At 55.9% G+C, this 18,413-nt stretch carries 13 protein-coding genes and 1 tRNA gene; 10 read left to right on the top strand and 4 right to left on the bottom strand.

Going from position 1 to position 18,413, the window contains the following annotated elements:
* The first annotated feature begins 94 nt into the window (after positions 1-94).
* The 3 genes from ptrA to recD are packed head-to-tail and all read left to right on the top strand — an operon-like array spanning position 95 to position 8,333.
* On the top strand, positions 95-2,977 hold the full coding sequence (gene ptrA, locus ACQG22_RS18965; protein ID WP_038983846.1) for a pitrilysin: 2,883 nt from the start codon (positions 95-97) through the stop codon (positions 2,975-2,977).
* Positions 2,974-6,516 (top strand): exodeoxyribonuclease V subunit beta, encoded by a 3,543-nt coding sequence (recB, locus tag ACQG22_RS18960; RefSeq protein WP_038983844.1) that lies wholly within the window; start codon positions 2,974-2,976, stop codon positions 6,514-6,516. Before ptrA ends, recB begins: the two co-directional genes overlap by 4 nt.
* Positions 6,513-8,333 carry an exodeoxyribonuclease V subunit alpha gene (gene recD / locus ACQG22_RS18955; protein WP_038983842.1) on the top strand — a complete coding sequence of 607 codons (1,821 nt, stop codon included), beginning with the start codon at positions 6,513-6,515 and terminating at the stop codon, positions 8,331-8,333. The genes recB and recD overlap by 4 nt, the downstream gene beginning before the upstream one ends.
* Before the next feature lie 54 nt (positions 8,334-8,387).
* Here the strand turns inward: recD and argA are convergent, their stop codons facing one another.
* A complete protein-coding gene (gene argA / locus ACQG22_RS18950) occupies positions 8,388-9,719 on the bottom strand; it encodes an amino-acid N-acetyltransferase (RefSeq protein ID WP_013098542.1) in 1,332 nt (443 codons plus the stop codon).
* 227 nt (positions 9,720-9,946) lie between these two features.
* On the opposite strand from argA, the gene amiC reads away from it, so the two are divergent.
* Positions 9,947-11,200, top strand: a complete 1,254-nt coding sequence (gene amiC / locus ACQG22_RS18945) for an N-acetylmuramoyl-L-alanine amidase AmiC (protein WP_038983840.1) — start codon at positions 9,947-9,949, stop codon at positions 11,198-11,200.
* 88 nt (positions 11,201-11,288) lie between these two features.
* Here amiC and ACQG22_RS18940 read toward each other — a convergent pair.
* A tRNA-Met gene (locus ACQG22_RS18940) sits at positions 11,289-11,365 on the bottom strand.
* A gap of 209 nt (positions 11,366-11,574) precedes the next feature.
* On the opposite strand from ACQG22_RS18940, the gene mltA reads away from it, so the two are divergent.
* Both mltA and tcdA read left to right on the top strand, forming a co-directional pair.
* Positions 11,575-12,672 carry a murein transglycosylase A gene (mltA, locus tag ACQG22_RS18935; protein WP_013098540.1) on the top strand — a complete coding sequence of 366 codons (1,098 nt, stop codon included), beginning with the start codon at positions 11,575-11,577 and terminating at the stop codon, positions 12,670-12,672.
* A 76-nt stretch (positions 12,673-12,748) separates the two neighbouring features.
* Positions 12,749-13,555, top strand: a complete 807-nt coding sequence (tcdA, locus tag ACQG22_RS18930) for a tRNA cyclic N6-threonylcarbamoyladenosine(37) synthase TcdA (protein ID WP_014833111.1) — start codon at positions 12,749-12,751, stop codon at positions 13,553-13,555.
* Here the strand turns inward: tcdA and csdE are convergent.
* Complete coding sequence (csdE, locus tag ACQG22_RS18925) at positions 13,546-13,992, bottom strand: cysteine desulfurase sulfur acceptor subunit CsdE (protein WP_038983838.1); 447 nt, start codon at positions 13,990-13,992, stop codon at positions 13,546-13,548. The two genes, tcdA and csdE, sit on opposite strands and share 10 nt — an antisense overlap.
* Positions 13,992-15,197 carry a cysteine desulfurase CsdA gene (gene csdA / locus ACQG22_RS18920; protein ID WP_038983836.1) on the bottom strand — a complete coding sequence of 402 codons (1,206 nt, stop codon included), beginning with the start codon at positions 15,195-15,197 and terminating at the stop codon, positions 13,992-13,994. Before csdA ends, csdE begins: the two co-directional genes overlap by 1 nt.
* A gap of 192 nt (positions 15,198-15,389) precedes the next feature.
* On the opposite strand from csdA, the gene ACQG22_RS18915 reads away from it, so the two are divergent.
* From ACQG22_RS18915 to rlmM, 4 genes are all read left to right on the top strand, one after another.
* Positions 15,390-15,617 carry a YgdI/YgdR family lipoprotein gene (locus tag ACQG22_RS18915; RefSeq protein ID WP_008499648.1) on the top strand — a complete coding sequence of 76 codons (228 nt, stop codon included), beginning with the start codon at positions 15,390-15,392 and terminating at the stop codon, positions 15,615-15,617.
* A 349-nt stretch (positions 15,618-15,966) separates the two neighbouring features.
* Positions 15,967-16,884, top strand: coding sequence for a glycine cleavage system transcriptional regulator GcvA (gene gcvA / locus ACQG22_RS18910; protein ID WP_023622031.1), 918 nt, complete (start codon positions 15,967-15,969; stop codon positions 16,882-16,884).
* A gap of 39 nt (positions 16,885-16,923) precedes the next feature.
* Positions 16,924-17,319: a DUF423 domain-containing protein gene (locus ACQG22_RS18905; RefSeq protein ID WP_003862756.1), complete on the top strand. Its 396-nt coding sequence runs from the start codon at positions 16,924-16,926 to the stop codon at positions 17,317-17,319.
* On the top strand, positions 17,312-18,412 hold the full coding sequence (gene rlmM, locus ACQG22_RS18900) for a 23S rRNA (cytidine(2498)-2'-O)-methyltransferase RlmM (RefSeq protein ID WP_013098534.1): 1,101 nt from the start codon (positions 17,312-17,314) through the stop codon (positions 18,410-18,412). Before ACQG22_RS18905 ends, rlmM begins: the two co-directional genes overlap by 8 nt.
* The last annotated feature ends 1 nt before the right edge of the window (position 18,413 follow it).

The following is an 18,413-nucleotide window of genomic DNA, read 5'->3' as shown; positions in this document are numbered from 1 at the left end:
CCTGCTATCACGGACTGATGTACAGAAAGAAAGAGATGCTGGCGTGTCCAGCACGAAGTTTGTTAATGATGTAGCCGTGATAAAGAGGTCGTTAATGCCAGGCAGCACCTTGTTCAAAGCGTTTGTTTTGTTTGTCGCCCTTTGGGCTCCCGTCACTCAGGCAGACTCCGGTTGGCAACCCGTTCAGGAAACTATCCGTAAGAGCGAAAAAGATACCCGTCAGTATCAGGCTGTCCGCCTTGATAACGGGATGACCGTGCTGCTGGTTTCCGATCCGCAGGCGGTGAAATCCCTCTCGGCGCTCGTGGTACCCGTTGGGTCGCTGGAAGATCCCGAAGAGCACCCGGGTCTTGCGCACTATCTGGAACATATGACGCTGATGGGGTCCAAAAAATACCCCCAGCCTGATAGCCTCTCCGAATTTCTGAAAATGCATGGCGGCAGCCACAACGCCAGTACGGCACCGTATCGGACGGCGTTTTATCTGGAAGTCGAAAATGATGCGCTGGAAGGGGCGGTGGATCGTCTCGCCGATGCCATTGCCGCACCGCTGCTGGATAAAAAATACGCTGACCGTGAACGTAATGCCGTCAATGCTGAATTGACCCTGGCCCGTACGCGAGACGGTATGCGCATGGCGCAGGTGAGCGCCGAAACCATCAACCCGGCGCACCCTGGATCCCGTTTTTCCGGGGGGAACCTCGAGACGCTGAGTGACAAACCAAACAGCCCGGTGCTTGATGCGCTGCATGCGTTTCGCGACAAATACTACTCCGCCAACCTGATGAAAGCGGTTATCTACAGCAACAAACCGTTGCCAGAACTGGCTGCCATGGCGGCGCAGACCTTTGGACGGGTACCAAATAAAAACATCGACCTGCCGCAGATAAACGTACCGGTTGTCACCGACGCGCAGAAAGGGATCGTGATCCACTACGTGCCCGCACTGCCGCGCAAGGTGTTACGCGTTGAGTTCCGCATTGATAACAATACCGCACAGTTCCGCAGTAAAACGGATGAACTGGTCACCTATCTTATTGGTAACCGCAGCCCGGGAACGCTTTCTGACTGGCTGCAAAAGCAGGGGCTGGTGGAAGGGATCCGTGCCGACTCCGATCCTGTGGTTAACGGCAACAGCGGTGTGCTGGCGATTTCCGCCACCCTGACCGACAAAGGGCTGGCGCACCGTGATGAGGTGGTCGCGGCTATCTTCAGCTATCTCTCGTTGCTGCGCGATAAAGGCGTCGATAAACGCTACTTTGACGAACTGGCACACGTGCTGGATCTCGATTTCCGCTATCCGTCCATTACCCGCGACATGGACTATGTTGAGTGGCTGGCGGATACCATGATCCGCGTGCCGGTTGAACATACCCTGGACGCGGTCAACATTGCCGACCAGTACGACGCTGAGGCGATAAAAGCGCGCCTGGCAATGATGACCCCACAGAATGCCCGCATCTGGTACATCAGCCCGAACGAGCCGCATAACAAAACGGCCTATTTCGTGGATGCCCCTTACCAGGTGGATAAAATCAGTGAGCAAACGTTCGCAAACTGGCAGAAAAAGGCCAGCGAGATCGCGTTGAAGCTGCCGGAGCTGAATCCCTACATCCCGGATGATTTCTCCCTGATTAAAACCGCGAAAGCGTACCCACACCCGCAGCTTATTGTTGATGAGCCAACGTTGCGCGTGGTGTACACCCCAAGCCACTACTTCGCCAGCGAGCCAAAAGCCGATGTCAGCGTTGTTCTTCGCAACCCGAAAGCGATGGATAGCGCCAAAAATCAGGTGATGTTTGCGCTTAATGACTATCTGGCCGGTATCGCGCTTGACCAGCTCAGCAACCAGGCCGCGGTGGGTGGAATCAGCTTCTCTACCAACGCCAATAACGGACTGATGGTCAATGCAAACGGCTATACCCAGCGTCTGCCTCAGCTGTTCCAGGCGTTGCTGGAGGGCTATTTCAGCTACACGCCAACGGAAGAGCAGTTTGAGCAGGCGAAGTCCTGGTATGCGCAGATGATGGATTCCGCTGAGAAAGGCAAGGCGTACGATCAGGCGATTATGCCGGCGCAGATGCTGTCGCAAATCCCTTATTTCCAGCGTGAAGATCGCCGGGCGCTGCTGCCATCCATCACATTAAAAGAGGTGTTGGCCTACCGCGACGCGCTGAAAACTAACACGCGTCCGGAGTTTCTTATCGTCGGCAACATGAGCGAGGACCAGGCCAAAACGCTGGCAGAGAACGTACGTCAGCAGCTCGGTTCAAAAGGCGACGAGTGGTGCCGTAACCAGGACGTGCTGGTTGAGAAAAAACAGAATGTGATTTTTGAAAAAGCAGGTAACAGCACGGATTCCGCGCTGGCCGCCGTGTTTGTTCCTACGGGCTATGATGAATTTGCCAGCTCTGCGCAGAGTGCCGTTCTGGGACAAATTATACAGCCGTGGTTCTACAATCAGCTGCGCACAGAAGAGCAGCTTGGCTACGCGGTCTTTGCCTTCTCCATGAACGTTGGCCGCCAGTGGGGGCTGGGTTTCCTGCTGCAGAGCAGCGATAAACAGCCCGCTTATCTCTGGCAGCGTTACCAGGCTTTCTTCCCGCAAGCGGAAGCTAAACTGCGAGCCATGAAGCCGGATGAGTTTGCCCAAATCCAGCAGGCCGTCATCGCGCAGGTGATGCAGCCGCCTCAGACGCTGGGTGAAGAAGCATCCCAGCTGAGCAAAGATTTCGATCGCGGTAATCTGAAATTTGATTCGCGTGATAAAGTAGTGGCCGAGATAAAACAGCTGACGCCTCAGAAGGTTGCCGACTTCTTCCATCAGGCGGTGGTTAAACCGCAGGGAATAGCCATTCTGTCTCAGGTTTCTGGTAGCCAGAACGGAAAAACGGACTACGTTAACCCGAAAGGCTGGAAAATCTGGAAGAGCGTCAGCGCCCTGCAGCAATCTATGCCCTGGAGTAAGAAAGAATGACCGACACCGCTGAGTCCCTTGATCCCTTACGTTTACCTCTGCAGGGTGAACGATTGATTGAAGCCTCAGCGGGAACGGGAAAAACCTTCACCATTGCCGCGCTTTATCTGCGTCTGTTGCTGGGGCTTGGCGGCCAGGCCGCTTTTCCGCGTCCGTTAAGCGTGGAGGAGCTGCTGGTGGTGACCTTCACCGAGGCCGCCACCGCTGAGCTGCGCGGCCGTATCCGTGCCAATATTCATGAACTGCGTATCGCCTGTCTGCGCGAAAGCACGGATAACCCACTCTACGCGAGCCTGTTGGAAGAGATTGCCGATAAACAGCAGGCCGCACAGTGGCTGCTTCTGGCTGAACGGCAAATGGACGAGGCCTCTGTCTTCACCATCCACGGTTTTTGCCAGCGCATGCTGAGCCTGAATGCGTTTGAATCCGGCATGCTGTTTGAACTGCAGCTTATTGAAGATGAGTCTGAGCTTCGCTACCAGGCCTGTGCTGATTTCTGGCGTCGCCACTGCTATCCGTTACAGCGGGACATCGCCGAAGCGGTACATGCGTTGTGGAAAGGCCCTGAGGAGCTTCTGCGCGCCATTGAGCGCTATCTGCAGGGGGAGGCCCCGGTCATTAAATCGCCACCGCCTGCGGATGAAACGCTGGCCTCGCGCCATGAAAAAATCGTCGCGAAGATTGCAGCCGTTAAGCAAAAATGGATTGAGTCTGTCGGCGAGATCGACGCCATTATCGAAAACTCCGGGATCGACAGGCGCAAGTTTAACCGTGGCAATCAGGGGAAATGGATCGACAAGATCACTGCCTGGGCGCAGGAAGAGACGCGCGGTTACCAGCTCCCGGATTCGCTGGAAAAATTTTCCCGGCGTTTTCTGGTTGAGCGAACCAAAGCCGATGGCATTGTCCCAGAACACCCGCTGTTTGTTGAGATTGAAACCCTGCTGGCAGAGCCATTAACCCTTAACGACCTGATGATCACCCGCGCCATGGCGGAGATCCGTGAAGCGGTGTCGCGTGAGAAACGCCGCCGGGGTGAGCTGGGCTTTGACGATATGCTAAGTCGCCTGGACGCGGCGTTGTGCAGTGAAAATGGCGAGGCGCTTGCCGCCGCCATCCGCACGCGCTTTCCGGTGGCGATGATTGACGAATTTCAGGATACCGATCCCCAGCAGTACCGCATTTTCCGCCGCATCTGGCGACAGCAGCCCAACACGGCACTGTTGCTCATTGGCGATCCAAAACAGGCCATTTATGCCTTCCGTGGCGCGGATATTTTCACTTACATGAAAGCCCGCAGCGAGGTTGAGGCGCACTACACCCTGGACACCAACTGGCGCTCCTCGCCGGGGATGGTGGAGAGCGTCAATGCGCTCTTCAGCCGCATGGATTCGGCGTTTATGTTCAGGGAGATTCCCTTCCAGCCGGTAAAGTTCGCCGCCAGAAATGCTTCGTTGCGCTTTGAATTCAACGGCGTGAACCAGCCCGCCATGAATTTCTGGCTGCTGGACGGCGAGGGGTGCGGCGTTACGGACTATCAACATGCGATGGCTCAGCACTGCGCCGCGCAGATCCGGGACTGGCTCAGCGCAGGTACGCGCGGTGAGGCGTTGCTGTGGAAGGGGGACACATCAGCCCCGGTAAAAGCATCCGATATTACGGTGCTGGTGCGCAGCCGTCAGGAGGCGGCGCTTATCCGTGATGCCCTGACGTCACTGAACATCCCGTCCGTGTATCTCTCTAACCGCGATAGCGTCTTTGAAACGCTGGAAGCGCAGGAGATGCTGTGGGTGCTGCAGGCCGTGCTGGCGCCGGAGCGGGAAAGCACCCTTCGCAGCGCGCTGGCAAGCAGCATGCTGGGACTGAACGCGCGCGATATTGATGCGCTAAATTGCGACGAAGCCGCCTGGGATGCGGTGGTCGAAGAGTTTGTGCAGTACCGCGAGCGCTGGCAAAAACGCGGCGTGATGGCGATGCTGCGTGAACTGATGAGGCAGCGTCACATTGCCGAGAATATGCTCGCCACAGCGGGCGGCGAGCGCCGTCTGACCGATATTTTGCATATCAGCGAACTGTTGCAGGAGGCGGGCACGCAGCTGGAGAGCGAGCATGCCCTGGTGCGCTGGCTGGCGCAGCAAATTGCCGATCCGAACAGTAACTCGTCGAGCCAGCAGATGCGTCTTGAGAGTGATAAACACCTGGTGCAAATCGTCACCATTCACAAGTCGAAAGGCCTGGAGTATCCGCTGGTCTGGCTGCCTTTTATCGCCAATTATCGGGTGCAGGATCAGGCTTTTTATCACGATCGCGAGTCGTTCGAAGCGGTGCTCGATCTCAGCAAAGCAGAGTCCAGCGTAGAACTGGCCGAGGCCGAGCGCCTGGCGGAAGATTTACGCTTGCTCTATGTGGCCCTGACCCGCTCGGTCTGGCACTGCAGTCTGGGTATCGCTCCGCTATTCCGCCGCCGTGGCGAAAAGGCAGGCGAGACCGATTTTCATCTGAGCGCGCTGGGCAGGCTGATTCAGCTTGGTGAGCCAAAAGATGCGGCCGGGCTGCGTCAGTGTATTGAAACACTGTGCGGGGAACATATTGCCCTGCATATCCCGTCGCAACCCGATAACAGTCGCTGGCAGCTGCCAGAACAGCAGACAACCGACCTGCAGGCCCGGCAGATTACGCGAACCGTTGCAGACGACTGGCGCGTGACCAGCTATTCCGGTTTACAGCAGCACGGGCAGAGCATTGCGCAGGATCTGATGCCTAAGCTTGACGTGGATGCCGCAGGTACCGGCAGTGTGCCGGATGAACCGGTGCTGACCCCTCATCAATTTCCGCGCGGCGCGTCACCGGGCACATTTTTACACAGCCTGTTTGAAGAGCTGGATTTCACGCAACCTGTCTCTGAGGAGTGGGTGCTGAAAATGTTGCAAAGCGGCGGCTACGACGCGCAATGGCAGCCGGTGCTCCGCGAATGGATCACCGCTATCCTTCACGCCCCGCTCACGACACAGGGTATTTCGCTCAGCCAGCTGACCGCCAGAGATAAGCAGGTGGAGATGGAGTTTTATCTCCCCATCGCCAGCCCGCTAAGAGCCGAGGCACTGGATGCGCTGATCCGCGAGCACGACCCGCTATCAGCCGGTTGCCCGCCACTTAACTTCCGTCAGGTTCAGGGGATGCTGAAGGGCTTTATCGATCTGGTGTTCCGCCATGAAGGGCGTTACTACCTGTTGGATTACAAATCGAACTGGTTGGGTGAAAACAGCGAAGCCTATACCCAACAGGCGATGGCCTCTGCCATGCAGATGCATCGTTACGATCTGCAGTACCAGCTGTATACCCTGGCGCTGCATCGCTATCTGCGTCATCGCATTGCAAATTACCGCTACGAAGACCATTTTGGCGGGGTGATTTACCTCTTCCTGCGCGGGGTGGATGCCGCCGATCCGCAGTCTGGTATTTTTAGTACGCGCCCGGACGCGGCACTGATTGAGAAAATGGACAGTTTATTTGCCGCAGGCACGGAGGAGTTGGCATGACGATGCAGGAATTACTGCTGGAAGCCGTAGAACAGCGTTTACTGCGCCATCTTGATGTGCAGTTCGCCATCATGGTGGCTGGCGAGCAGCCGGCCGTGATGCTGGCTGCCGCTATCCTGAGCAACGACGCGGGGGAAGGGCATGTCTGCCTGCCGCTTTCGCGCCTGACCATTGATGAGAAAATGCCTGCGGCTCTTCAGTCCTGTTTTGCCCTGCTGGACGAGTCGGTAGACTGGCAGAGCGTTTTGCTAAGCTCTCCTGCTGTCAGCAGAGCTGATACCCAGACGCCCATGATCCTCATCGGCGACCGGTTGTACCTTAACCGGCTGTGGCGTAATGAACTGACGGTAGCGCGCTTTTTCAGCGAGACAAACGCGCCGCTTCCCTGTGAAGAAGCGCGGCTCCGGCAAACGCTTGATGCCCTGTTTACCTCAGATGAGGCGACAGACTGGCAGAAAGTGGCGGCGGCCGTCGCCTTAACGCGGCGGATCTCGGTGATCTCGGGCGGACCGGGCACGGGTAAAACCACCACCGTGGCAAAACTGCTTGCCGCGCTGATTCAGCTGTCGGGTGAGCAAAAATGCCGTATTCGCCTGGCGGCGCCCACCGGCAAAGCGGCGGCCAGGCTGACGGAGTCGTTAGGTGGCGCGCTGCAAAAACTGCCGCTCACGCAGGAACAGCTTGCGCTTTTCCCCAGTGAAGCCAGTACCCTGCACCGGCTACTGGGCGCCCAGCCGGGCAGCCAGCGCCTGCGTTACCACGCCGGAAACCCGCTGCATCTTGACGTGCTGGTGGTGGATGAAGCGTCGATGATCGACCTGACGATGATGTCGCGGCTGATTGACGCCTTACCTCCCCACGCGCGCGTAATTTTCCTGGGCGATCGTGACCAGCTTGCCTCGGTGGAAGCCGGGGCCGTACTGGGCGATATCTGCACCTATGCGAGTCTTGGGTATACCGCGGAACGTGCTGAGGAGTTAGCCCGCCTCACTGGATGTTCGCTCGTAGCCGAAAGTCAGTCTCTCGCGGCGGCGCTGCGAGACAGCCTCTGTCTGCTGCAAAAAAGCTACCGGTTCGGGAGTGATTCCGGCATTGGCCAACTGGCGGCGGCCGTGAACAGAGGGGATCGGCATGCGACCAGTGCCGTTTTTGACGGCAGCTTCAGTGATATTGAGAAGAAATCGCTGCAAACCGGGGAAGAGTATCAGGCGATGCTGGATGATGCCCTGCTGGGCTATCAGCACTTCCTGACGAGCGTGCAGCAGCAACATACGCCTGCGCAGGTCATTGCCGCGTTTGGCGAGTATCAGCTGCTGTGTGCGCTGAGAGAGGGGCCTTTTGGTGTCAGCGGCCTCAACGACAGGCTTGAGCAACTGCTTGCGCAAAAGCGCAAAATCATCCGCACGCCGCATTCACGCTGGTACGAAGGTCGGCCAGTGATGATTTCCCGTAACGATAGCGCGCTGGGGTTGTTTAACGGCGATATTGGCATTGCGCTTGACCGTGGACAGGGGCTGCGCGTCTGGTTCCTGATGCCGGACGGAAGCGTGAAGTCTGTGCAGCCCAGTCGCTTGCCTGAACATGAAACAGCATGGGCGATGACGGTACACAAGTCCCAGGGCTCGGAGTTCAACCATGCGGCGTTGATCCTGCCCACCCAGCTTTCACCCGTGATTACCCGCGAGCTCATCTACACCGCCATCACCCGCGCGCGTCAGCGCTTGTCGCTCTATACCGACGAGCGTGTGCTGGTGCAGGCGATTGCCACCCGTACAGAACGGCGAAGCGGCCTGAGCGCGATATTTGAGTCCCTCTGAATGAGGTGAGAAAGAGAGGCCGGGCCGGCGCAACGCCACCCGGCGAAGGATCTGTTATCCCAGGTCGGCCATCAGCACCTTTGAGCGGCGTTGATAGTTGTACATCTCTTTTTTACTTTCAGGCAGCAAATCAATATCCACAGGCGTAAATCCGCGCTCCTGGAACCAGTGAATGCTGCGCGTGGTCAGGACGAACAGCTTGCTCAGGCCCATCTGGCGCGCCTGAGCCGCCACGCGCTCAAGCAGCATCTCGCCGCGTGAAGAGCTGCGGTAGTCTGGATGGACGGCAACGCAGGCCATTTCGCCGATCTTCTCCTCCGGGAACGGATAGAGCGCGGCGCAGGCGATGGTCAGATTATCGCGCTGGATAATCGTAAATTTGTCGATCTCCATTTCCAGCTGTTCGCGGGAACGGCGTACCAGGATCCCTTGCTGCTCCAGCGGGCGAATTAACTCCAGAATACCGCCGATATCGTTAATGGTGGCGCGGCGGATCTGCTCCGCGCTCTCCATTACAATCTGGGTGCCGATACCGTCGCGGGAGAACAGCTCCTGCAGAAGGGCACCGTCTTCCTGATAGCTGATCAGGTGGCTGCGACGCACGCCGCTGCGGCAGGCTTTCACAGCACCGCGCAGGAACCGGACGGTACCAGAGTAGTAATCTCCCTCGGCTTCCAGCGCTTCCACGCGGGCCTGGGCCTCATTCGGGAAGAGCTCTGGCACGATCACCCCTTCTTCGTTCACGACGCCCTGAGAAGAGCAAAACCCAATCATTTTCTCCGCCTTCAGTTTGATCGCCAGCTGGGTGGCAATCTCTTCTGAAGTGAGGTTAAAGCTCTCGCCGGTTACGGAAACGGCCACCGGCCCCATCAATACAATGGCACCGCTGTCCAGCTGACGATGAATGGCTTCCTCATCAATACGACGAATGCGTCCGCTGTGGCAATAGTCCACCCCGTCGTCCACGCCAAGAGGCTGAGCGATGATGAAGTTACCGCTGACGACGTTGATATGTGCCCCCTGAAGCGGCGTGTTGTTCAGGCTCATGGACAGACGCGCGGTGATATCAAGCTGCAGCAGACCCGCTGCCTGTTTCACCAGCTCAAGGGTTTTGGCATCCGTAACGCGGGTATGTTTGTGATAAATCGGCTCGTGATGGTGTGCGGCCAGGTTCGCATCGATCTGCGGACGCGCACCATACACCACCACCAGGCGGATGCCGAGGCTGTGCAGCAGGCCAATGTCATTGACGATGCTGGAAAAGTTTTCATGCTCAATGGCTTCGCCGCCGAGCATGATGACAAACGTTTTTCCCCGATGGGCGTTGATATAGGGAACAGAATGGCGGAATCCCTGGACCAGTTCGGTTCTACGTTCCTTCACCATGGCACAACCCTTAATGAATGTTTATTCGTAATTTCTGTATTTTTATTCGATTGTGGCCGCATGTGCAAGCCTAAATTTTCTGCGACCCACAGAAAATAATAAGTAATCCGTGCGTTAACGTATGATTGTTTACCCTTTTATAGATGACAGTTTATGCGTCATTCGTTAAAGTTTTCGGTCAATTTTGATGTTTTGTCTGTCAATCAGATTTCTTGCTCGGGAGAAGCATGTCGGGATCCAATTCAGCAATAAGCCGCCGCCGTTTGTTAAAAGGGGCAGGGGCGATGTGGCTGCTCAGCGTCAGCCAGGTGGGTCTTGCCGCCACAAGTCAGGTGGTGGCGGTGCGCGTCTGGCCGTCGTCAACCTATACGCGCGTGACGGTGGAATCCAATCGGGTGCTGAAATATAAGCAATTTGCCCTGAGCAGCCCTGAGCGTGTGGTGGTGGATCTCGAAGGCGTTAACCTGAACTCCGTTCTGAAGGGGATGGCGGCGCAGATCCGCGGTGACGATCCGTTTATCAAATCGGCGCGCGTTGGGCAGTTTGATCCGCAAACCGTGCGCATGGTGTTTGAACTCAAGCAGAACGTGAAACCACAGCTGTTCGCCCTTGCGCCTGTGGCATCGTTCAAAGAGCGTCTGGTGATGGATCTCTATCCGGCGAATGCAACGGACATTCAGGATCCGCTCCTGGCGTTACTGGAAGACTACAACCAGGGCAATCTGGAGAAACAGGTTCCGCCTGCGCAAAGTGGTCCGCAGCCCGGAAAAGCAGGGCGCGATCGCCCGATTGTGATCATGCTCGATCCTGGCCACGGCGGAGAAGACTCGGGTGCGGTAGGCAAATACCGGACGCGGGAAAAAGATGTGGTGTTGCAGATTGCCCGCCGTCTGAAGGCGTTAATCGATAGAGAGGGCAACATGCGCGCCTACATGACGCGTAATGAAGACGTCTTTATTCCGTTGAAAGTCCGCGTGGCAAAAGCCCAGAAGCAGCGGGCGGATCTCTTCGTCTCTATCCATGCTGATGCTTTTACCAGCCGTCAGCCGAGTGGATCGTCAGTATTTGCGCTCTCAACCAAAGGGGCAACCAGTACCGCGGCGCGTTACCTCGCGGACACGCAGAACGCCTCGGATCTCATCGGTGGTGTGAGCAAAAGCGGCGACCGCTACGTCGATCACACCATGTTCGACATGGTGCAATCGCTGACCATTACCGACAGCCTGAAGTTTGGTAAAGCGGTACTGGGCAAGCTGGGGCGGGTCAATAAGCTGCACAAAAACAGCGTCGAACAGGCCGGGTTTGCGGTGCTGAAGGCACCGGATATTCCGTCTATCCTGGTTGAAACGGCGTTTATCAGTAACGTGGAAGAGGAGCGTAAGCTCAAGACGGCCAAATTCCAGCAGGAAGTGGCTGAGTCGATTCTGGCAGGGATCCGGGCGTATTTCTCTGACGGGGCGACGCTGGCACGACGTGGATAATGCTGAACGCCGGGTTAACCCCCGGCAAATTCACAAACGACAGATACAAAAAAACACCCTTAAGGGTGTTTATTGTTTTTAGAAGTATTGGTTGCGGGGGCCGGATTTGAACCGACGACCTTCGGGTTATGAGCCCGACGAGCTACCAGGCTGCTCCACCCCGCGTCCGTGGAAGCGCACTATACTCGGTTAGGTTTGTGATGCAACCCCTTTTTCACATAATTCATTAATTTTGTATGTAAATTGAACGACATTGAAACCTTTGGACTATTTTTTGCTCAGAATTTGCCAAAGGGCATGTGATTCCGTTTCATTAGAACAGTGGGTTTGTTATCTTCATCACGCGGAAATGGGCAACTTAAAGACGAGATATAATGAAAGGACGTTGGGCAAAGTATCTGATCACGGGCGCAATGGTAGCCATTCTTGCGGCCTGTTCTTCTAAACCGACCGATCGCGGTCAACAGTATAAAGACGGGAAGTTATCCCAGCCTTTCTCTTTAGTTAACCAGCCGGATGCTGTCGGCGCACCGATCAACGCCGGTGATTTCTCCGAGCAGGTTTACCAGATCCGTAATGCGTCGCCGCGCCTGTATGGTGCCCAGAGTAGCGTCTATAACGCGGTGCAGGACTGGCTGCGCGCGGGCGGCGATACGCGCAATATGCGCCAGTTTGGTATCGATGCCTGGCAGATGGAAGGGGCGGACAACTACGGCAACGTGCAGTTTACCGGCTATTACACCCCGGTTATCCAGGCGCGACATACGCGTCAGGGCGAATTCCAGTATCCTATTTATCGTATGCCGCCAAAACGTGGTCGCCTGCCGTCCCGTGCTGAGATCTACGCCGGTGCGCTTAGCGAAAACTACGTCCTGGCTTACAGCAACTCCCTGATGGATAACTTCATCATGGACGTTCAGGGCAGCGGCTACATCGATTTTGGTGACGGTTCTCCGCTGAACTTCTTTAGCTACGCCGGTAAAAACGGCCATGCCTATCGCAGCATTGGTAAAGTGCTGATCGACCGTGGCGAAGTGAAAAAAGAAGATATGTCGATGCAGGCGATCCGCGAGTGGGGCGAAAAACACAGTGAAGCCGAGGTACGCGAGCTGCTGGAGCAGAACCCGTCGTTCGTCTTCTTCAAACCGCAAAACTTTGCGCCGGTGAAAGGGGCGAGCGCCGTGCCGCTGATTGGCCGTGCGTCGGTAGCATCGGATCGTTCCATCATTCCTGCGGGCACCACGCTGCTGGCAGAAGTGCCGCTGCTGGATAATAACGGTAAATTTAACGGCCAGTACGAGCTACGTCTGATGGTGGCACTGGACGTTGGTGGCGCGATTAAAGGCCAGCACTTCGATATTTATCAGGGAATTGGTCCGGATGCTGGTCACCGGGCGGGCTGGTATAACCACTATGGCCGCGTATGGGTGCTGAAGACAGCGCCTGGCGCCGGAAACGTATTCAGCGGCTGATTGTGGTATTCTGAGCGGAATACGGATTACTGTTCAGGGTGAGGAAAAACCTCACCCTTTTTACATCTGAGGTTTTATGTCTGTGGTAATCAGCGACGCCTGGCGCCAGCGTTTTGGCGGTACGGCACGTCTCTATGGTGAAAAAGCCCTGCAGCTGTTTGCGGATGCGCATGTCTGCGTCGTGGGCATTGGTGGTGTGGGCTCGTGGGCTGCAGAAGCGCTGGCGAGAACCGGTATTGGCGCAATCACGCTGATTGATATGGATGACGTGTGCGTCACCAACACCAACCGTCAAATCCATGCCCTGCGTGACAACGTCGGCCTGGCAAAATCTGAGGTCATGGCAGAGCGTATCCGCCTGATCAACCCGGAATGTCGGGTCACGGTAATTGATGATTTTGTGACGGCGGATAATGTCGCAGACTATATGAGTAAAGGCTACAGCTACGTGATTGACGCGATCGATAGCGTGCGTCCAAAAGCGGCGCTTATTGCGTACTGTCGTCGTTACAAGGTGCCACTGGTGACCACCGGTGGCGCAGGCGGACAAATCGATCCCACACAGATCCAGGTGGCCGATCTGGCCAAAACCATTCAGGATCCGCTGGCGGCCAAGCTGCGTGAACGTCTGAAAAGCGATTTTAACGTGGTGAAAAACAGCAAAGGCAAGCTGGGCGTCGACTGTGTTTTCTCGACCGAAGCGCTGGTGTATCCGCAGGCGGACGGCTCGGTGTGTGCAATGAAAAGCACGGCGGAAGGGCCAAAAAGGATGGATTGCGCCTCAGGATTTGGCGCGGCCACTATGGTGACCGCCTCTTTTGGCTTTGTGGCGGTGTCTCACGCACTGAAAAAGATGATGGCGAAGGCGGAACGTCAGGCCTGAGCCTGACGGGCGGCGTCCTGCACCGCTTCGCTAAGGGCGACCAGGCCCTGACCGCGCGAGGCGCTTAGCTGCGCGCGCAGCCCTAACTCATCGAACAGAGCCAGCGGCGAGTGCGCCAGTAGCGTCGCCGCGCTTTTCCCTTCGATGGCGGTTAACAGCACCGCCAGCAGACCGCGCACGATACGGCCTTCGCTGTCGCCAAAGAAATGCAGTTTCTCACCGGATACGCTGAACCCAAGCCAGACGCGGTTTTCACAGCCCGCGATCTCTGTTGCCTGCGCTTTGAGATCGTCAGAAAGGGCCGGAAGCTGCTTACCCAGCAGGATCAGTTGACGATATTTATCTTCCCATTGTGTGAACGGCGCGAAGGTCTGTTTTAACGTTTCTTCTGTGATCACTGTGCCAAACGGATGTCCGGCTAAAGCTGAGCTAGTCATTAATCCACCAGGAGTTCAAGGGCGCGGTCAACCGCGGAAATCAGCGCGTCGACATCGCTTTGGGTATTGTAAGGTGCAAACGAGGCGCGCAGTGTACCACTCACGCCAAGCGCTGCCAGCAGCGGCTGGGCACAGTGCTGCCCGGCACGCAGCGCAATGCCATATCCTGCCAGCAGGGTCACCATGTCGCTATGGTGTACGCCCGCAAAATCAAAGGCTAACAGGCTTGAATCCTGCACGCGGAACGAACGGAAGCCAGGGCGTTTTTTAAGCTCCTCTTCAGCCAGCGTCGCCAGACCCCGGCTCCAGCTCTCCGCCTGGACAATGTCCGTTTCGGCGAGCCATTCGAGCGCGGCGCTCAGGCCAATGACGCCCGCCACGTTTGGCGTACCCGCTTCCAGCCGGTAAGGGACGTCCTGGGTTTTAAAGCCCTCGAAAGAGACTTCCGCGATCATCTTGCCGCCACCGAGCCATGGCGTCATTTGTGCCAGCAGCTCAGGCTTACCGTACAGCGCCCCGATACCGGTTGGTCCGTAGAGCTTATGCCCTGAGAAGACATAAAAATCGATATCCAGTTTTTGCACATCGGCCGGGAAATGGACCACGCCCTGCGCGCCGTCAACCATCACTATGATGCCGTTGGCATGCGCGATGCGGATAGCCTGCGCCAAATCCGGGCAGCCACCGGTGACGTTCGACATCTGTCCAAGCGCCAGAATGCGGCTGCGCGGTGTAATCAGCTCCGGTAACTGTGCTACGTCCGGCAGGTAATCTGTCCCCAGCGGGAGCTTCACCACCCGTGCCCCTGTTTGCTCTGCCACCATCAGCCATGGGACCAGGTTGGCGTGATGTTCCGCTTCACTGACGATGATCTCGTCTCCGGGCTGAAGCAGTGGGCGTGCATAACACTGGGCCACTATGTTTATGGCTTCGGTGGTACCCCGCGTCCAGACGATGTTTTTCCCGCTTTCGGCATTGATCAGACGAGCAACCTGATCGCGTGCCGCTTCGTAGCGTGCGGTTAAGCGTTGGGCCTCGGCAAACTGGCTACGATGCACATTGCCTGCGCTCAGGCTATAAAACTGCTGCGTTGCCTCAATAACCGCCTGCGGCTTTAAGGCTGTGGCAGCGCTATCGAGATAAATGCCGGCATCGGCCAGCGCCGGAAACTGTGCGCGAAACTGCGCAGGGCTGAAAGCGTTCATGGGATTCCTCATTGCATTAATGAGATCGTCGCGCAATTTCAGCGGCAGGGCAAGGAGGTTGATATCTATCAGAATTGTCTGCTTATCCCAACGCCCCTGAAAAAGCAGGTTATGCTAAATAGTGTTAGGCGGATGTTTTAGCCTGTTATAAATCGAGGTTTGAATAGCATTAATTGCTAAAGGAGAAGAATCATGAATAAGACAGCTGCAATCATTTCTGCCTGTGCGTTTACTTTTGCCCTGAGCGCCTGTTCTGGTAACAACTACGTCATGCACACTAACGATGGTCGTTCCATTGTTTCGGAAGGGAAACCGACAACCGATAACGATACCGGGATGATTTCATACAAAGATGCTAACGGGAACAAGCAGCAGATCAACCGCACGGACGTGAAAGAGATGAAAGAGATCGAGCATTAACAGATCGCTAAGCAAAAAAAAGCACCGCAAATTGGCGGTGCTACATTAATCACTATGGACAGACAGGGTAAATGTACAGGAAGTGAAAAATTGGTAGCGTTGCTACCGTGGTCTGAATCGCAGACCAATTGCAAACACAACAACACAACATCACAACCGTAAGCCAAAAGCTCTTCAGAACACGCATTCCAAAAAAAGCTTCTCGTTCCGGCTCAGGAAGTGCCGCCACTATAGGTATTTGCTGGTAGTTCCTCAACGGACAAATTATAATGGCTCAGATAAAAAAAACTAATAGGTTAAACGTTGTTTCCTGTTTGTTAAATCTCGTTAACATCTAAGCCAGATAACCATGTCCAAGCGATTGCCACCCCTAAATGCATTACGTGTTTTTGATGCAGCAGCACGTCATCTAAGCTTCACCCGCGCAGCAGATGAGCTTTTTGTGACACAGGCCGCAGTAAGTCACCAAATCAAGTCCCTGGAGGATTTTCTGGGCCTCAAGCTGTTTCGCCGACGCAACCGTTCGCTGTTGCTGACGGAAGAGGGGCAGAGCTATTTTCAGGATATTAAAGAGATTTTTTCCCAGCTCACGGAAGCCACGCGCAAGCTGCAGGCCAGGAGTGCAAAAGGCGCACTGACGGTCAGTTTATTGCCCAGTTTTGCCATTCAGTGGCTGGTGCCCAGACTCTCAAGCTTTAACTCAGCTTATCCGGGAATTGATGTCAGGATCCAGGCGGTGGATCGTCAGGAAGACAAACTGGCGGACGATGTGGACGTTGCCATTTTCTATGGGCGTGGTAACTGGCCGGGCTTGCGTGTCGAGAAATTATACGCAGAATATCTGCTGCCAGTCTGTTCACCGCTGCTTTTGACAGGCGATAAAGCGTTAAAAACGCCCGCCGATCTGGCACAACATACGCTGTTACACGATGCTTCTCGCCGCGACTGGCAAACTTATACCCGTCAATTAGGTCTTAATCATATAAACGTGCAGCAGGGCCCCATCTTTAGCCACAGTGCGATGGTGCTACAGGCTGCCATTCACGGACAGGGCATTGCGTTGGCGAACAACGTCATGGCGCAGTCCGAAATTGAGGCCGGCCGTCTGGTTTGCCCTTTTAATGATGTACTGGTCAGCAAGAATGCGTTTTATCTGGTTTGTCATGACAGTCAGGCAGAACTGGGTAAAATAGCCGCTTTCCGGCAGTGGATACTGGCGAAAGCGGCGAGCGAGCAAGAAAAATTCCGCTTCAGGTATGAACAATAACTTTTGTGTGCCGGGCACGCATTACTTTAGGACTGAAACATGACCAGCCGATTCATGCTGATTTTTGCCGCGGTGAGTGGCTTTATTTTTGTTGCACTGGGCGCGTTTGGCGCACATGTCTTAAGCAAGTCTTTGGGTGTGGTGGAGATGGGCTGGATCCAGACCGGCCTTGAATACCAGGCGTTCCATACGCTGGCTATTTTTGGGCTGGCGGTAGCGATGCAGCGCCGCATCAGCATCTGGTTTTACTGGAGCAGCGTTTTCCTGGCGCTGGGTACGGTGCTGTTCAGCGGCAGCCTTTACTGCCTTGCGCTCTCGCATTTGCGCCTGTGGGCGTTTGTTACACCTGTCGGCGGCGTCAGCTTCCTGGCAGGGTGGGTATTAATGTTTATCGGAGCTATCCGTCTGAAACGCAAGGGCGTTGTTCATGAATAAGGTTGTTTTATATTGTCGCCCGGGGTTTGAGAAAGAGTGCGCCGCGGAAATTACGGATAAAGCGGCGAAGCGAGAAGTCTTCGGTTTTGCGCGCGTTAAGGATAATGCGGGCTATGTGGTGTTCGAATGCTACCAGCCTGACGATGCGGATAAGCTGGCACGCGAGCTGCCGTTCAGTTCACTGATCTTTGCGCGCCAGATGTTCGTCGCGGGTGAGCTGCTGAAAGATCTCCCGCCAGAAGATCGCATCACCCCGATTGTGGGCATGCTGCAGGGCGTGGTCGAGAAGGGGGGCGATTTGCGCGTTGAAGTGGCCGACACCAACGAAAGCAAAGAGCTGATGAAGTTCTGCCGTAAGTTCACCGTACCGCTGCGCGCGGCGCTGCGTGATGCCGGCGTGCTGACAAACTACGAAACGCCAAAACGTCCGGTCGTGCATATCTTCTTTATTGCCCCGGGCTGCTGCTACGCCGGTTACTCTTATACCAACAACAACTCTCCGTTCTTTATGGGGATCCCACGCCTGAAGTTCCCGGCTGATGCGCCGAGCCGTTCAACCCTGAAGCTGGAAGAGGCGTTTCACGTCTTTATTCCGGCGGATGAGTGGGATGAGCGTCTGGCCAACGGCATGTACGCGGTCGATCTCGGCGCGTGCCCCGGTGGCTGGACCTATCAGCTGGTGAAACGCAACATGTGGGTGTCGTCTGTTGATAACGGTCCGATGGCGCAAAGCCTGATGGACACCGGGCAGGTCACCTGGCTGCGTGAAGACGGTTTCCGCTATCGTCCAACCCGCAATAACATCTCCTGGATGGTGTGCGATATGGTGGAAAAACCAGCGAAAGTGGCGGCACTGATGGCCTCCTGGCTGGTGAACGGCTGGTGTCGTGAGACGATTTTTAACCTCAAGCTGCCAATGAAAAAGCGCTATGAGGAGGTCTCTCAGAACCTGGCCTATATTCAGCAGCAACTGGATGAACACGGCATTAACGTGGAGATCCAGGCGCGTCAGCTGTATCACGATCGCGAAGAGGTGACGGTGCATATTCGTCGCTGGTGGGCGGCCGTGGGCGGGCGTCGCGACGAGCGATAGG

Source organism: Enterobacter cloacae complex sp. 309I3, assembly GCF_050031595.1.
GTDB classification, from domain to species: domain Bacteria; phylum Pseudomonadota; class Gammaproteobacteria; order Enterobacterales; family Enterobacteriaceae; genus Enterobacter; species Enterobacter cloacae.
This window is presented reverse-complemented; position numbering and strand designations above follow the sequence as displayed.

What these genes read in the sequence shown, in the direction of transcription:
- ptrA (WP_038983846.1), top strand. Translation starts at nt 95, where the DNA reads ATGCCAGGCAGCACCTTGTTCAAAGCGTTTGTTTTGTTTGTCGCCCTT.
- recB (WP_038983844.1), top strand. Translation starts at nt 2,974, where the DNA reads ATGACCGACACCGCTGAGTCCCTTGATCCCTTACGTTTACCTCTGCAG.
- recD (WP_038983842.1), top strand. Translation starts at nt 6,513, where the DNA reads ATGACGATGCAGGAATTACTGCTGGAAGCCGTAGAACAGCGTTTACTG.
- argA (WP_013098542.1), bottom strand. Translation starts at nt 9,719, where the DNA reads ATGGTGAAGGAACGTAGAACCGAACTGGTCCAGGGATTCCGCCATTCT.
- amiC (WP_038983840.1), top strand. Translation starts at nt 9,947, where the DNA reads ATGTCGGGATCCAATTCAGCAATAAGCCGCCGCCGTTTGTTAAAAGGG.
- mltA (WP_013098540.1), top strand. Translation starts at nt 11,575, where the DNA reads ATGAAAGGACGTTGGGCAAAGTATCTGATCACGGGCGCAATGGTAGCC.
- tcdA (WP_014833111.1), top strand. Translation starts at nt 12,749, where the DNA reads ATGTCTGTGGTAATCAGCGACGCCTGGCGCCAGCGTTTTGGCGGTACG.
- csdE (WP_038983838.1), bottom strand. Translation starts at nt 13,992, where the DNA reads ATGACTAGCTCAGCTTTAGCCGGACATCCGTTTGGCACAGTGATCACA.
- csdA (WP_038983836.1), bottom strand. Translation starts at nt 15,197, where the DNA reads ATGAACGCTTTCAGCCCTGCGCAGTTTCGCGCACAGTTTCCGGCGCTG.
- ACQG22_RS18915 (WP_008499648.1), top strand. Translation starts at nt 15,390, where the DNA reads ATGAATAAGACAGCTGCAATCATTTCTGCCTGTGCGTTTACTTTTGCC.
- gcvA (WP_023622031.1), top strand. Translation starts at nt 15,967, where the DNA reads ATGTCCAAGCGATTGCCACCCCTAAATGCATTACGTGTTTTTGATGCA.
- ACQG22_RS18905 (WP_003862756.1), top strand. Translation starts at nt 16,924, where the DNA reads ATGACCAGCCGATTCATGCTGATTTTTGCCGCGGTGAGTGGCTTTATT.
- rlmM (WP_013098534.1), top strand. Translation starts at nt 17,312, where the DNA reads ATGAATAAGGTTGTTTTATATTGTCGCCCGGGGTTTGAGAAAGAGTGC.